This window comes from Mucilaginibacter aurantiaciroseus, from assembly GCF_024055595.1.
In the GTDB taxonomy this organism is placed as follows: domain Bacteria; phylum Bacteroidota; class Bacteroidia; order Sphingobacteriales; family Sphingobacteriaceae; genus Mucilaginibacter; species Mucilaginibacter aurantiaciroseus.
This window is the reverse complement of the sequence record NZ_JAMXOF010000003.1, coordinates 40,797-56,161: the sequence shown is the minus strand read 5'-3', so window position 1 is coordinate 56,161 and position 15,365 is coordinate 40,797. Positions and strand designations below refer to the sequence as shown.

General features: G+C 44.3%; 16 protein-coding genes. 14 read left to right on the top strand and 2 right to left on the bottom strand.

Annotation, left to right across the window (positions count from 1 at the left end; translation table 11 throughout):
• Window positions 1-165 precede the first annotated feature (165 nt).
• On the top strand, window positions 166-729 hold the full coding sequence (locus NAF17_RS13585; RefSeq protein ID WP_252758549.1) for an EcsC family protein: 564 nt from the start codon (window positions 166-168) through the stop codon (window positions 727-729).
• Here the strand turns inward: NAF17_RS13585 and rsmA are convergent.
• Window positions 726-1,508 (bottom strand): 16S rRNA (adenine(1518)-N(6)/adenine(1519)-N(6))-dimethyltransferase RsmA, encoded by a 783-nt coding sequence (rsmA, locus tag NAF17_RS13580; protein WP_252758548.1) that lies wholly within the window; start codon window positions 1,506-1,508, stop codon window positions 726-728. The genes NAF17_RS13585 and rsmA overlap by 4 nt on opposite strands.
• 217 nt (window positions 1,509-1,725) lie before the next feature.
• On the opposite strand from rsmA, the gene pdxA reads away from it, so the two are divergent.
• The 3 genes from pdxA (at window position 1,726) to NAF17_RS13565 (ending at window position 4,628) form a co-directional block, all read left to right on the top strand.
• Window positions 1,726-2,781 (top strand): 4-hydroxythreonine-4-phosphate dehydrogenase PdxA, encoded by a 1,056-nt coding sequence (pdxA, locus tag NAF17_RS13575; protein ID WP_252758547.1) that lies wholly within the window; start codon window positions 1,726-1,728, stop codon window positions 2,779-2,781.
• An 81-nt stretch (window positions 2,782-2,862) separates the two neighbouring features.
• On the top strand, window positions 2,863-4,047 hold the full coding sequence (locus NAF17_RS13570; protein ID WP_252758546.1) for a DUF5009 domain-containing protein: 1,185 nt from the start codon (window positions 2,863-2,865) through the stop codon (window positions 4,045-4,047).
• Window positions 4,048-4,139: 92 nt separating this feature from the next.
• A complete protein-coding gene (locus tag NAF17_RS13565; RefSeq protein ID WP_252758545.1) occupies window positions 4,140-4,628 on the top strand; it encodes a cupin domain-containing protein in 489 nt (162 codons plus the stop codon).
• 236 nt (window positions 4,629-4,864) lie between these two features.
• Here NAF17_RS13565 and NAF17_RS13560 read toward each other — a convergent pair whose 3' ends face one another.
• Window positions 4,865-5,275 (bottom strand): nuclear transport factor 2 family protein, encoded by a 411-nt coding sequence (locus tag NAF17_RS13560; RefSeq protein WP_252758544.1) that lies wholly within the window; start codon window positions 5,273-5,275, stop codon window positions 4,865-4,867.
• Window positions 5,276-5,894: 619 nt separating this feature from the next.
• Here NAF17_RS13560 and NAF17_RS13555 point away from each other — a divergent pair.
• The 10 genes from NAF17_RS13555 to NAF17_RS13510 all read left to right on the top strand — a co-directional run bounded on the left by NAF17_RS13555 (window position 5,895) and on the right by NAF17_RS13510 (window position 15,361).
• On the top strand, window positions 5,895-6,416 hold the full coding sequence (locus NAF17_RS13555) for a YceD family protein (protein WP_252758543.1): 522 nt from the start codon (window positions 5,895-5,897) through the stop codon (window positions 6,414-6,416).
• Between the two features lie 17 nt (window positions 6,417-6,433).
• Window positions 6,434-6,625, top strand: a complete 192-nt coding sequence (rpmF, locus tag NAF17_RS13550) for a 50S ribosomal protein L32 (protein ID WP_252758542.1) — start codon at window positions 6,434-6,436, stop codon at window positions 6,623-6,625.
• A gap of 16 nt (window positions 6,626-6,641) precedes the next feature.
• Window positions 6,642-7,580: a phosphate acyltransferase PlsX gene (gene plsX, locus NAF17_RS13545; RefSeq protein WP_252758541.1), complete on the top strand. Its 939-nt coding sequence runs from the start codon at window positions 6,642-6,644 to the stop codon at window positions 7,578-7,580.
• An 11-nt stretch (window positions 7,581-7,591) separates the two neighbouring features.
• Entirely contained in the window at window positions 7,592-8,596 is a 1,005-nt protein-coding gene (locus tag NAF17_RS13540) for a beta-ketoacyl-ACP synthase III (protein ID WP_252758540.1), read from the top strand.
• A gap of 167 nt (window positions 8,597-8,763) precedes the next feature.
• Complete coding sequence (gene accB, locus NAF17_RS13535) at window positions 8,764-9,234, top strand: acetyl-CoA carboxylase biotin carboxyl carrier protein (protein ID WP_252758539.1); 471 nt, start codon at window positions 8,764-8,766, stop codon at window positions 9,232-9,234.
• Between the two features lie 118 nt (window positions 9,235-9,352).
• Window positions 9,353-10,687, top strand: coding sequence for an acetyl-CoA carboxylase biotin carboxylase subunit (accC, locus tag NAF17_RS13530; protein ID WP_252758538.1), 1,335 nt, complete (start codon window positions 9,353-9,355; stop codon window positions 10,685-10,687).
• A gap of 71 nt (window positions 10,688-10,758) precedes the next feature.
• Window positions 10,759-11,616 (top strand): twin-arginine translocase subunit TatC, encoded by an 858-nt coding sequence (tatC, locus tag NAF17_RS13525; protein ID WP_252758537.1) that lies wholly within the window; start codon window positions 10,759-10,761, stop codon window positions 11,614-11,616.
• Window positions 11,617-11,789: 173 nt separating this feature from the next.
• On the top strand, window positions 11,790-12,224 hold the full coding sequence (rpiB, locus tag NAF17_RS13520; protein WP_252758536.1) for a ribose 5-phosphate isomerase B: 435 nt from the start codon (window positions 11,790-11,792) through the stop codon (window positions 12,222-12,224).
• 29 nt (window positions 12,225-12,253) lie between these two features.
• A complete protein-coding gene (locus NAF17_RS13515) occupies window positions 12,254-13,834 on the top strand; it encodes a M28 family peptidase (RefSeq protein WP_252758535.1) in 1,581 nt (526 codons plus the stop codon).
• A gap of 144 nt (window positions 13,835-13,978) precedes the next feature.
• Window positions 13,979-15,361 carry a LutB/LldF family L-lactate oxidation iron-sulfur protein gene (locus NAF17_RS13510; protein WP_252758534.1) on the top strand — a complete coding sequence of 461 codons (1,383 nt, stop codon included), beginning with the start codon at window positions 13,979-13,981 and terminating at the stop codon, window positions 15,359-15,361.
• The last annotated feature ends 4 nt before the right edge of the window (window positions 15,362-15,365 follow it).

The following is a 15,365-nucleotide window of genomic DNA, read 5'->3' as shown; positions in this document are numbered from 1 at the left end:
AATGTGTTTGTTGGGCAAAATTAAGAAAAAGCCTCACCTAAATCCTTTCCAAAGGAGAGGACTTTAAAATATGACATCTGTAGAATAAACCCTTTCCTTTGGAGAGGGCAGGGTGAGGCCCAATCTTGGCACGTAAATAGCAATACTCCATTTATACATTCTACCATGATAGCTCCATTTAAAAATACCCGCAGCGACTTAAAGCAATATGTAGACAGGCTATCACATGATGGCTTTAAACATATCTTTGAAAAGATAGACCAGGTAGGCATTAAAAAAAGCGTTGATAAAAGGGGCTTGGATAAGTTCATTAACCAATGTGCTTACATTGCAGCAGGCAGTGGCGCAATAGCCGGTAGCGGTGGTTTAATGACCATGCTGGTAGGTGTGCCTGTAGATTTTGTAAACCTCATAACCCAACAATTTAGGGTTACTATGGCTATTATGTATTACGCCAAGGGCAGCTATAAAATTGGCTTCGACGAATTTATGCAGCTGGTTGCCACTTCATTTAAAATTGAAGCAGGCGTAGCCGTTACCAAAAGCATGATGGAAGGCATAGCCGAAAAGCTGTTACTTGCATTTGGCGTTCGCGCTGCCGAAAGATTGGTACCGGTTGTTGGCGCTGTAATTGGTGGCACGGCAAACTACGTTTTTGTAAAACGCGTGGCGCTAAAAGTAAAGGAAATTAACAGGGTTGATAAGCGGGTGATTGTACCCATAATTTAGTTCCTGTTCTCCGCTATCTCATTCGTCAATTGCACAAAATCAGCAACACTCAGGCGCTCGGCGCGCAGATCCAAGGTTTTGTTCTCGACCATTTTTTCTTTGTTGATGAGTGACGACACGGCGTTACGCAGAGTTTTGCGGCGCTGGTTAAAGCCGGCTTTAACAACCTGCCAAAATAGTTTTTCGTCGCAGCCCAGGTCGGCGGTTTCGTTACGGGTTAAGCGGATAACAGCTGAAAGTACTTTTGGCGGAGGATTAAACACACCGGCCTTCACTGTAAATAAATATTCTACTTTATAGTAAGCCTGGAGAAATACGCTCAGAATGCCGTACTCTTTACTGCCCGGCTTTGATGCACAGCGTTCGGCTACTTCTTTCTGGAACATACCTACAACCTCATGCACCTGGTCGCGGTGCTCTAAGATTTTAAATAGAATTTGGGAAGAGATATTATACGGAAAGTTGCCTATTACGGCCATTTGGCCCTCAAATTTGCCTTTAAAATCCAGTTCCAAAAAATCATCATTTATCAAACGCTCGCCTAAAGCAGGATATTTCTTTTTCAGGAAGATGTATGATTCGGTATCGATATCAATTAAAAATGTTTCGTATTCGGGCTTTTGCAGCAGGAAATCAGACAGGATTCCCATGCCGGGGCCAACCTCCAATACTTGTTTGTACTTGCCTTCGGGGCGAAGGCTGTCTACAATTTTCGACGCGATATTTTTATCAGTAAGAAAGTGTTGCCCAAGATGTTTTTTTGCCCTTACTAATGTCATTATCCGTTTTTATTTGAGCAAATTACGGCATATTTGTGCTTTAATCAGAAATTATAAACTTAAAATCTTTTTATTTGCATGTTGGGCGCTAAGCTAAAGGCTTATGACACAAAGCGAATTAAAAAATAACCCGTTGTTTTTTGGGCTTTCCAAATTGGTGAAATCAATCGTACTCACCTGTGAAATCCAATAAAACAATAGGTGAAATCATCATATTATGAGCGACAAACCTAAAATAGGAATAAGTATTGGCGATGTTAACGGGATAGGATTAGAAATTATCCTCAAAACCTTGTCTGACGCTAAAATATACGATTACTGCACCCCCATTGTTTACGGGCATACTAAAGTGGCATCATTCCACCGCCGTTCTACCGAAATAGGTGAGTTTAACTTTAACGTTATAGACCAGCCGGCAGATGCGCAGCACCGCAAACCCAACATGATCAACTGCTGGGAAGAGGATGTGAAGATAGAGCCCGGCCAGGTAACTGCCGATGGTGGCAAATACGCCTACATATCCCTGCAACGCGCTACCGACGACCTGCTTGCCGGTAGTATCGATGGCCTGGTTACTGCTCCTATTAATAAAGATAATATCCAAAGCGCGGAGTTTAGTTTCCCCGGCCATACCGAATACCTGCAACATCGCGATAGCAAACCAGAATCATTGATGTTTTTGGTGAGCGATACCCTGCGTGTTGGTGTGGTAACCGGCCATATCCCGGTATCAAAAATTTCGGAAAGTATCACTACAGATAAGATAGTTCACAAGCTTAAGCTTATGAATGAGAGCTTGCAGAATGATTTCTGGATCCGCAAACCAAAGATCGCGGTATTAGGGCTAAATCCTCACGCCAGTGATAACGGGTTGATAGGTAGCGAAGAGCAAAGTACTATCACCCCCGCTATAGAAGAAGCCCGTAACCACGATGTACTGGCCTTTGGTCCGTACGCTGCCGATGGCTTTTTTGCCAACGGAACATACCTGCAATTTGATGCCGTATTAGCTATGTACCACGATCAGGGGCTTATCCCTTTCAAGCAAATAGCGTTTGAAACAGGTGTGAATTATACAGCAGGGTTAAGCTTTGTACGTACTTCACCAGATCATGGAACCGCTTACGATATTGCCGGGAGAAACATGGCGTCAGAGATCTCGTTCCGCGAGGCTTTGTTTACTGCTTTGCACATTATCAAGCACCGCCGCGAAACTGCCGAACTTAATGAGAACCCACTGGTATTTGCTAAATTAAGCAGGGACAGGGATTAAATAAGCCTGTTGGTGGATACTGTTTTGAAATAATTACCGTTAAATTAAAGCTTTTATCTCTAAAAATCATTTCACTGTTTAATGAGTAATTTAATTAATCGCATCAGGTCAATTGATGCGTTTCGTGCGGTTACCATGTTCCTGATGATCTTTGTGAATGATCTGGATGGTGTGCCAAATACCCCCGAGTGGCTAAAACATGCAAGTATAAATGCCGACGCCTTAGGACTTGCCGATACCATCTTCCCCGCCTTCCTTTTTATAGTGGGCTTATCTATACCCCACGCGTTTAAAAAACGCCTATATAACGAGGATTCCAAGCTACCGCTGCGCATCATTACCCGTTCGTTCGCGCTGATATTTATCGGGTTTTTCCATGCCAATATGGAAACTTATAACGAGGCTACCACCGTGCTACCCAAGCCGGTTTGGGACAGCCTGGCTACCTTTAGTTTCTTCTTCATCTTTTTAGATTACGGCAAAAGTACCTCAAAACTAAGGCAATACCTTTTCCAGGGGTTCGGCGTAGCCTTGCTGATAGCCGTTTGTATCGTTTATAAAAGTACCGACCCTGCCCACCCATGGCTGCACCTTACCTGGTGGGGCATACTGGGGCTCATAGGCTGGTCGTACCTGGTGTGTGCGTTTATTTACTACTACAGCAACGGGGTGCTTTGGGTACAGGCCGCGGCCTGGATCTTTTTCATGTTCTTCAATATCGATTTCCACTTTGGGATGCTTAACTTTTTAAGCCCCGTACAAAAATATATGTGGATAGCCGGCAACGGTGCCATGCAAGCCTTTACCATGGCAGGTGTCTTTGTATCAGTGCTTTACATGCGCCTGAGTACCAATAAAGAACTTAAAATACTATGGGTAGCCATGCTTTTAATGGCGGTAATACTGTTCAACCTAGGCTTTATTGTGCGCTATTTTAGCGGGGGCATCTCTAAAGCGCGCGACACCCCTTCGTGGGTATTGATCTGTACCGGGATAAGTTTGGTGGTGTATGCCTTCTTCATTTTTTTGGTAGATTTTAAGCATAAGTTCCACTGGTTTAAGGTGATAGAGCCTGCGGGCACTAACACTTTTACCTGCTACCTGCTGCCATTTTTGTTTTACCCGCTGTACCAGATGACCAACCTGGGCTACCCCGAATACTTTGACCAGGGCACCGGCGGGCTCATCAAATGCGTCATCTTTTCCTTTTTAATGGTGTGGCTAACCGGGCTATTGCAGAAAATTAATGTACGGCTCAAGATCTAAAAACCGGGCAAAAACACCACCAAAAATCACCAAAAAACGACTTTCATTCGCATCCTTTCCGTTCTATATTGCAGTTTAATTTACCAATTACCATGCCCGCCAACGCCCAACACTGGATACACCGTTTACAACTGCTACCGCACCCCGAGGGTGGCTACTACAAAGAAATTTTCCGGTCGGCAAATGAGGTGACCCGGGCCGGGGCAACTGATCCGAAACAGGCCTGCACCTCCATCTACTATTTGCTGGAAGGCCGCGACTTCTCGGGCTTCCACCGCCTGGCGTCAGACGAACTTTGGTATTTCCACAAAGGCGTGCCGCTGCACATCCACGTGCTGGATAACGACGGCAGCCACACCACCATCGAACTTAGCGACACGGATACCGGTAGCCTGCAGGCCATCATCCCGCCCAACACCTGGTTCGCGGCCGAGATCCCGGCAGGCACAGGCTTTACCCTGGTAAGCTGCGCCGTTGCCCCCGGCTTCGACTTTACCGAATTTGAAATGGCGAAGAAAGATGAGCTACTGGCGCAATACCCGCAGCATGAAGGTTTGTTGGAGAGGTTGTGCAGGTGCTGATACTTTCTTTAACGACGAACACCGAATATTAACGTTCCCGCAGGGTCTCACATCGTGGACCCTGCGCTGCCTTGCATACGGCGCAGGGTCTCTTTCAGAAGACCCTGCGAGGACATAAACTGTCTAAACTTAAAACGAACTATATGTGATAATTCTAAAATGATTCCTAAAAACCATCGTGTTAAAGCCCCAGACACAAGTATCGCCAATAGCAAAGTGTTCATTTCCCCCCCCCCCTACAACCTCCTATCCCCCTCCTCAATCTTCAAATCATTTATACTGGCGTAGCGTTTTTGCATTAGTCCGTTCTGGTCAAATTCCCAGTTTTCGTTGCCGTAGGCGCGGTACCATTGGCCGGTATGGTCGTGGTATTCGTATTCGAAACGTACGGCAATACGGTTGCCGGTGAACGCCCAAATTTCTTTTTTGAGTTTGTAGTTAAGTTCGCGTTCCCATTTGTGGGTTAAAAATGCGATAACCTGTTCGCGGCCGTTAATGAACTGGTCGCGGTTGCGCCATTCGGTATCTATAGTGTAGGCAAGCGCAATGCGTTGCGGGTCGCGGCTGTTCCAGGCATCTTGGGCCATTTGTACTTTTTGGGTAGCGGTTTCAAAGGTAAAGGGCGGCAGGGGCAGTTTTTGTTCCATGATGATTTGTTTAAAGCAAAAATAGGGGCGGGAGATATTAGCCAATGGTATTATTTACTGATTATGTGGTAGTTTATTTAATTGGCAGCAATGTATAGTTTGTTGTTGGTGACAATACCAACAACGGCGGGTATAGTAGCATTATCAATTCTATCGAAGAGCGTGGGGCCGACAAAAAACCGTGGCCGATGCGTAAAGGCCCGTGCGGGGAAGGATTTTTTTGTCTTGATTTTTTGCTTCCTTTTGTATCAAGACTAAAGAAGTAGCCTCCGCGGCAATGAGCTGGCTGACGTTAATCAACGAACAACCTTTCCTAAAGCACTAATCGGCTACTTGCCTTATCTAACAAGATTTCTCGTCGCTGCGCTTCCCTCGAAATGACAACCTGGTAAAATTCTATCGAGGATTGCCACACTATCGTTCGCAATGACGCTCTGGATCACACACTACTTTACGAACCCCTAACCCCTCTCAAGAGGGGAATTAAGCAAACTCCACCCGCTCCCCACACTCCAATCCCCGCTCCATTCCCCTCCTGTTAATAACCTTAAAACCAATTAAAAAAAACACTTTCCGGTTTTAGAAAATTTACCTACATTTGCGGGCTAATTGTTGCTCATTGAAATCGCTAAAAACATATTCAATACCTTTTACCGGCTTAAAGCTGGGCAAGCATTATTTTGAATACGAAATAAACGATGCTTTTTTTGCGGAGTTTGAATATTCGTTAGTAAAAAAAGCTAACCTTATTTGTAAGGTGGAGCTGGATAAGCAGGAAACGATGCTGATGCTGAACTTTGACATTACCGGCACTGTAAATGCCGCTTGCGACCGTTGTTTGGCCGATTATCTGCAACCGATAGATATTCACGAACAGCAGATAGCCAGGTTTACAGAAGAGGAAATGGGCGAGGATGACGAGATAATTACCCTTGGCAAAAACGATCACGAGATTGCGTTAGCGGGGCTGATATATGAGTATGTTAACGTAGCGCTGCCGTTTATTGCACTTTGCAGTAACCAGGGCGACGGGAAACAATGTGACGAGGAAATGCTGGCGAACTTGAATAAGCTTGCCGCAAATGATGAACAAACCGAGAGTACAGACCCGAGATGGGAAGCTCTCAAAAAATTAAAATAATATAATAACTAAAAGTTATGGCACATCCAAAACGGAAAATTTCAAAATCAAGAAGAGATAAACGCAGAACGCACTACAAAGCAGTAGCGCCTACTTTAACTACTTGCCAAACTACTGGTGCAGTACACTTGCCTCACCGTGCTTATACTGTTGATGGTAACGTTTACTTCAACGGAAAAATCCTTATTGAGAAAGCAGTAGCAGCTTAAGTTTAATTTTCTTAAAATGAAGATTGGCTTAGATATTATGGGCGGTGATTTCGCCCCCAAGGCAGCAGTTTTAGGGGCAATTGAAGCTTATAAAGTTTTAACTGCAGGGCAAAAACTTGTGCTTATTGGCGACAAGGAAGTAGCCCTCGGTATTCTTCAGGAAAATAATTTTAGCCCCGATAATTTCGAGTTTGTACACACAACTGAGGTTATTGGTATGGGCGAACACCCCACTAAGGCCATTGTACAGAAACCCGATAGCAGCATTGCGGTAGGTTTTAAACTGTTGAAGGAAAACGCCATACAGGCATTTTCATCTGCAGGGAATACCGGTGCGATGTTGGTGGGCAGTATGTTTAGCGTAAAAACCATACCCGGTGTAATACGCCCGGCCATGACAGCCATTGTGCCCAAACTTAAAGGCGGTTTGGGTATTATTTTGGATGTTGGCGCCAATGCAGATTGCAAGCCCGATGTACTTTTGCAGTTCGGCGTTTTAGGCAGCCTGCTTGCCGAAAGTGTTTATGGTATCCCTAACCCCCGTGTAGCGCTAATGAATATTGGCGAAGAAGAGGAAAAAGGCAACATGCTTTCGTTGGCTACGTACCCTTTAATGAAAGATACCAAACTGTTTAACTTTGTTGGTAACGTAGAGGGGCGCGACCTTTTTGAAGACAATAACGATGTTGTTGTTTGCGACGGTTTTACAGGCAACGTGATCCTTAAACTTGCCGAATCTTTTTACGTTATCACGCTAAAGAAAAGATTTAAAGACGAATTTTTTGACCGCTTTAACTACGAGCAATATGGCGGCAGCCCTATACTGGGTGTTAATGCGCCTGTTGTTGTTGGCCACGGCATATCAAACCCCGAGGCTATCAAGAACATGGTGCTGCTGTCAAGAAATATGATCGAAACAAATCTTATAGACAAAATTAAACTGGCTTTTCAGTAAAAAAATATAGAATGAACAAAATTCATGCTGCTATTACCGCTGTAAATGGTTACGTACCCGAGTACATTTTAACCAACCAGGAGCTGGAAACGATGGTAGACACTAATGATGAGTGGATAACCAGCCGTACCGGCATTAAGGAGCGCAGGATACAAAAGGGCGAAGGCCTGGGCACATCAGACATGGCTGTACCAGCTGTTGAAGGGTTGCTAAAAAAACGTGGTATCACTGCCGACGAAATTGACCTTATTATTTTTTGTACCACTACGCCCGATCTTCCTTTCCCTGCTACGGCAAACATTCTTGCACATAAAATTGGCGCTACAAAAGCCTGGGGATACGATCTGCAGGCGGCTTGCTCCGGCTTTGTGTATGGCTTAACAACCGGCGCGCAGTTTATTGAGTCTGGTAAACATACTAAAGTTTTGGTAGTAGGCGGCGATAAAATGTCATCGATAATTAACTATGAGGACCGTGCTACCTGTATCATTTTTGGCGATGGCTGCGGTTGCGCATTGCTGGAGCCTAATACCGAAGGATACGGCATTATGGATTCTGTAATGAAGAGCGACGGCGCGGGTTCGCACCTGTTGTTCCAAAAGTCGGGTGGTTCTGTTAGTCCGGCTACGCATGAAACCGTTGCCAACAAAGAGCACTATGCTTACCAGGAAGGCCAGGCGGTATTTAAATTTGCCGTTACCAACATGGCCGAGGTTGCCGCCGAAGTTATGGAACGCAACAGCCTTACTGCCGATGATATTGCATGGCTGGTACCACACCAGGCCAACAAACGCATTATTGATGCTACAGCAAGCCGCACGGGCATTTCGTCCGACAAGGTTATTGTAAACATCGAGCGCTACGGCAACACCACAAACGGAACAATTCCATTATGTTTGTGGGAGTGGGAAGACAAATTTAAAAAAGGGGATAACCTTATTTTAGCGGCCTTTGGCGGCGGGTTTACCTGGGGCTCTATTTATTTGAAATGGGCTTACGATAAAAAAGAAGCTTAATTGAAGATGTGCAGATTTTAAATGTGCAGATATGCAGATTTTTAATTAAAACATCTTAAAATTGCACGTGTTAAATAATTCATTCATTTTAAATCATCTGCATACTTGCACATCTGCACATTTGCATATTTATAAATACTTTTATCCAAAACCAATTATCGCTTATTATGGATATTAAACAGATTCAGGATCTAATACGCTTTGTTTCAAAATCGGGCGTAAACGAAGTATCGATCGAGCAGGAAAATTTTAAGATCACCATAAAAACTAACGAAGCACCTACCTACGTAAACGCTTCGCTACAGGCACCACAGCCACTTGCTGCGGCCGCTGCGCCACAACCAAGCCTGCCCGCAGCACCTGCCGTAGAAGTTGCACCGGTTGCTGATACCTCTAACCTGATCACCGTAAGGTCGCCAATGATAGGTACCTTCTACCGCTCTTCATCACCAGACAAACCATTGTTTGCTAACGTTGGCGATGAAATAGGCACCGGCACTATACTTTGCATTATCGAAGCCATGAAATTATTTAACGAGATCGAATCTGAAGTTTCAGGCCGTATCGTTAAGATATTGGTTGATAACGCTTCACCGGTTGAATACGACCAGCCTTTATTTTTAGTAGAACCTAAGTAAATTTGAAAATTAATTAATTTGAAGACTTGATAATGTCAGCTTCAAATTAATGAGCTTTATACTTTGAAGATTAAAGAATTTTCAAATAAACACATTTTCAAATTTTCAAATTAGTATCATGTTTAAAAAAATATTAATAGCTAACCGAGGTGAAATTGCCCTGCGAATTATTCGCACCTGTAAAGAGATGGGTATCAAAACCATAGCTGTATACTCAACCGCCGATCGTGATAGCCTGCATGTGCGTTTTGCAGATGAGGCTGTTTGTATAGGCCCCCCTCCAAGCCGCGACTCATACCTAAATATCCCCAACATCATATCAGCTGCCGAATTAACGAATGCCGACGCGATACACCCGGGATATGGGTTTTTATCTGAGAACGCAAAGTTTTCTGCCATTTGTGCCGAGTACGGGATCAAATTTATTGGCGCCACTGCCGATCAGATCAACCGTATGGGTGATAAGGCATCTGCCAAAGAAACCATGAAAAAAGCCGGCGTACCTATTGTACCGGGCTCTGAAGGTTTACTTGACAGTATAAAACAGGGTATTATTATTGCCAATAAAATAGGTTACCCGGTAATACTTAAAGCTACTGCCGGTGGTGGTGGCCGCGGTATGCGTATTGTTTGGAAAGACGAAGATTTTGAGAACGCCTGGGATAGTGCCCGTGCAGAATCTAGCGCAGCCTTTGGTAACGACGGCCTGTATCTTGAAAAATATGTTGAAGACCCACGCCACATCGAGATACAGGTGGTGGGCGACCAATATGGTAAAGTATGCCATTTATCTGAGCGCGATTGTTCGATCCAGCGCCGCCACCAGAAACTGGTAGAAGAAGCACCATCACCTTTTATGACAGATAAGCTGCGAAAAAAAATGGGCGAGGCTGCTATTAAAGGCGCAAAAGCCGTTAAATACGAAGGTGCCGGTACGGTAGAGTTTTTGGTTGATAAAAACCGCAACTTCTACTTTATGGAAATGAACACCCGTATCCAGGTAGAGCACCCGGTTACCGAAGAGGTGATCAACTTCGACCTGATAAAAGAACAAATAAAAGTTGCAGCGGGGATCCCGATATCTGGAAAAAACTACGAGCCAACGATGCATGCCATTGAGTGCCGTATCAATGCCGAAGATCCTGCAAACAACTTCCGCCCTTCACCGGGTAAAATAACAAACTTCCACTCGCCGGGTGGCCATGGTGTGCGTGTGGATACACACGTTTACAGCGGCTATGTTATCCCGCCAAATTACGATTCGATGATAGCCAAGCTTATTTGTATGGCTCAAACCCGCGATGAGGCTTTGGCAACCATGGAGCGTGCTTTGAGCGAGTTTGTTATTGAGGGGGTTAAAACTACTATTCCTTTCCATATAAAATTGCTGCAGGACCCAAACTTCCGCGCGGGTAATTTCACCACCAAATTCATGGAAACGTTTGAATATTAATATTTACACAATCTTTAAAGGTTAATACAACGTAATTAGGTTTCTGGCGTTAATAGTGCTGAAATAAGGTAATGAGCGATAACAAACTGATAAAAGCAATAAAAGAGAAAGGCCAGACAATGGAGGCCGAAATGTCGTTCTTTGATCACCTGGAGGCCCTTCGCTGGCACCTGGTACGCGCGGCAATTGCTATCGTTATCTTCACCTGTGCCGCCTTCTATTTTTACGATTTTATATTCGGAACTATTATCATGGGTCCGGCAAAAACCAGTTTCTGGACCTACCGGATGCTGTGTAAGTTAGGAGATTACCTGCATCGCGATGGTTTTTGTATCAATAAGATCAATATTAATTTGATCAATACCGAAATGGCGGGACAGTTTACCTTACAGATCAACTCGGCATTGTTGATTGGTATAACCGCAGGTTTCCCTTACTTGCTATGGGAAATATGGCGCTTTATTAAACCTGCCCTGCATGAAAAAGAACGCAAAGCTGCAAGCGGTTTTGTAATTTATGCTTCCTTATTATTTATTTTAGGGATCATGTTTGGATATTTTGTAATTACGCCTGAATCAATCAATTTCCTTTCGAGTTATACAGTAAGTGATAAGATCCAAAACTTGTTTTCTATTGATTCTTATATATCGTCAGTCGCCACACTTACACTGGCAACCGGGGTGGTTTTCGAACTACCCATACTGGTTTATGTATTATCTTCGTTAGGAATCTTAACGCAAAAATTTATGCGAGAAACTCGCCGTTATGCAGTGGTTGTGATTCTTATCATTGCGGCTGTTGTTACGCCTACTCCTGATATGCTTACCATGACTATTGTAAGTATCCCATTGTTTATTTTATACGAAGTAGGTATCCTTGTAGCAGGGGTGGTTGAAAAGCGTAAAAAAGCACGCGAAGCAACACTATAATTTATAGAATGAATGCCAAATGATGAATGTTGAATTTCGAACGCCGAAGTACATCTTCATCATTTTGCATTCAATATTCATTATTTCCTTTTCTTAATTCTCTTTTTCTATCCTCTTCAATTCTAACAAAATTTTTACCTTCGGCAACACAATTAACTTTTAAATTTGAGCTAATGAAAAAAGGGTTAACGATTGCCATTGGAGCCGACCACGCGGGTTTTGATTACAAGCAGGCCATACTGGGCATGTTTGATGATATCACCTTTAAAGATTTTGGCACTTACTCATTTGATTCTGCCGATTACCCCGATTTTGCCCATCTGGTTGCCGGCGCTGTTGAAAATGGCGAGGCCGATTTTGGTATCCTGCTTTGCGGCAGTGCCAACGGTGTAGCCATGACGGCTAATAAACACCAGGGCATCCGCGCGGCAATATGCTGGAAACCTGAGGTTGCCATACCCGCACGCACCCATAACGATGCCAACGTGCTTTGTATCCCCGCCCGCCATGTAACTATTGACGAGGCTAAACAAATAATAGAAATTTTCCTGACGGAAGCATTTGAAGGCGGACGCCATGCAACCCGCGTTAACAAAATTGGTTGCTAACCAACATTAATTTATTACAAACAATTTAAATGAAGAATTTATCAGTATTGATCACAGGTTTGGCTATCAGCGCAGCCGCTTGTGCCCAGCAAAACCCAACCGCGCTTAAGTACGGTAACATAATTAACGCTACCGATGCTAAAAAACACCTGAGCATCCTGGCATCAGACGAGTTTGAAGGCCGCGAAACCGGTAAACCGGGCGCCGAAAAAGCCGCTAACTACATTGCTGCCGAGTTTAAAAGATTAGGCCTGCAGGCCCCTGTAAACGGCTCTTACTTTTTAGATGTGCCTTTAACTCAAAATTCTGTTACCCTAAGCCCCTTAACCATCAACGGGCAGGCCTTCGCTAGCTGGAAAGATTTTGTTTACCAGGGTTCTGCTAATGCTAAGGTAACCGCCGCCGACATTGTATTTGTTGGTTTTGGTACTGCTGATGAACTGGCTGGTGTTGATATTACCGGTAAAGTTGTGCTTTGGATAAATGAAGACAAACCGGAAGCCGGCAAAACACCAAACACAAGCTACCGAATGACTGATGGCCGCAGGGCTATAGTAAAAGCGATACAGGATAAAAAACCTTTATTAATATTAGCCGCTAACGAAGGCGTTGCAACTGTATTGGCGCGTTTTAAAGGTGTAAACCCAAGTGGCGGCGGCCAAATATCAATTAAGAAAACAGGCGCCGAAGCGGCAAAAAGCACTGTAGCCCCATTATTTATTGTAAACGGCCCTCTTGCTGATGCAGCGTTAAAAGCAACCGGTAAAACTTTTGCCGAGCTTAAAGAGGCAGCTAAAACTGCAAAACAAACACAGGTTGTTAAAACTACCGCCGATGTTACTATTACCGCTACAACTGCAGATGTTAAAGCGGTTGATGTGTTAGGATTTATGCCGGGGAAAGATGCTAAACTTAAAAACGAAGTTTTGGTATTCTCTGCACACTACGATCACATTGGCTTAAACCCTGATCCGAATGCTAAAGATAAAGTAAACAATGGTGCTGATGATGACGGTTCTGGTACTACAGGCATCCTGGAGATTGCACGCGCCTTCTCTAAAGCACAAAAAGATGGTAAAGGCCCGCGCCGCAGCGTATTGTTTTTAGGTAACGTTGGCGAAGAAAAGGGCCTGTTAGGTTCTGAGTGGTATACCGATCATCCTGTTTATCCATTGGCTAACACCATTGCCGATTTAAACATTGACATGATCGGTCGTGTTGGTGAAGAATACATTGGCAAACCAGACTCTGCAAACTATGTATATTCAATCGGTTCGGCTATGCTAAGCACCGACTTGCATGACATTGGCGAGGCTGCTAATAACAACTACACTAAAATGAAACTGGATTACAAATACGATGACCCTAACGATCCAAACCAATTTTATTACCGTTCAGATCATTATAACTTCGCTAAGCACGGCGTACCAATTATTTTCTACTTTAACGGTGTACATGCCGATTACCACGGACTTGGCGATGAGGTAAACAAAATTAACTTCCCGTTATTGGTTAAACGTGCGCAACTTGCATTTTATACCGGCTGGGAATTAGCTAACCGTGATGCCCGCCCTGTGGTTGATAAAAAATCACCTGCACCAACAAAATAATAACCAACCATTATAAACCAGCAAAGCGGCCCGCAAGGCTGCTTTGCTGGTTTAAGCTCATTTTGCGACAGTCATCATACATCTAAAAGCGTTATTTTTAACTCAATCTTAAAACTCTTAATTGCTTTGTTTAATTTCGCATAGATGGGAAACACCGCCGAAGAATTTTTGGTAGCCTCAGCGCAAAAGGCATTCGAGCCGGAGCACCGTGCTATTATCAATAAAAGCATTGATAAGTACGAGGGAGCGTTCGACAAGGGCTTATCGAGGATGATCAACCTCGATAATACCAAAAAGAAGGGCCATACCATCAAATGGAAGGTAATGGAAAACCTGGACAAGTTTTTGCCCGAGTTTGAATCCAACTTCCTGAAACGCGGTGGTAAAGTGATTTGGGCAAATGATGCCGAAGAAGCCAACCGCGAAATTCTGAACATCATCCAAAAAGCAGGTGCCAGAACGGTCATCAAATCAAAATCGATGGCTACCGAAGAGATCCACCTGAACGAGTTTTTGGAGAAGAATAACATTGAATCGTTAGAAAGCGACCTCGGCGAATACATCATTCAGCTGCTCGGGCAAAAGCCCTATCACATGGTTACTCCGGCCATGCATTTGTCGTTAGCAGATATTGCCAAACTATTTAACGAGAGGTTTGGTACACCGCTGGATATTACTGCCGAGCAGCTCACCCAGAAAGCCCGCGAATTGCTTCGCGTAAAATATCTGCAAGCCGATGTGGGCATCACCGGCGCCAATTTTATAATTGCCGATACCGGGAGTATTTCTATTACGGAAAATGAGGGGAATGCAAGGTTAACTACAAGCTTCCCTAAGATTCACATAGCGGTTGTTGGGATAGAAAAGATCATCCCATCCATAACCGACCTTGACGTTTTCTGGCCGATGCTGTCTACCCACGGCACAGGGCAAAATTTAACCGTTTACAACACCATATTAAGCGGCCCCCGCCAGGCAAACGAAACCGATGGCCCTAATGAAATGTATGTAGTGCTGCTGGATAATGGCCGCACCAACCTGCTTGCGCAAAAAGAGCATCGTCAGGGCTTGTACTGCATCCGTTGTGGTGCCTGCCTTAACGTGTGCCCGGTTTTCCAGAACATTGGCGGCCACACTTATGATACTACCTACGGCGGCCCCATAGGGTCTATTATAACCCCGCATATGCGCGGCATGCATGAGTTTAAACACCTCAGCTATGCATCAACTCTTTGCGGTAAATGTACCGAGGTTTGCCCGGTGAAGATCGATATCCACAAAATGCTGTTGCTTAACCGCCGCGATGCTGTGAACGAAGGACTTGTAACCACCAAAGAAAAATGGGGATGGAACATCTGGACAAAAGGTATGCTGAAACGCAACCTTACCGATTTTTTTGGCGGTAAAATGAAGAACAGGTTGATGCGGATGTTTTTCAAAAGATTATGGGGCGACAAGCGCGAAATGCCCGAAGTATCTCAAAAATCATTTAGCCAGCAATGGCAGGAGCGGTACCGCCCCGAATAATTCC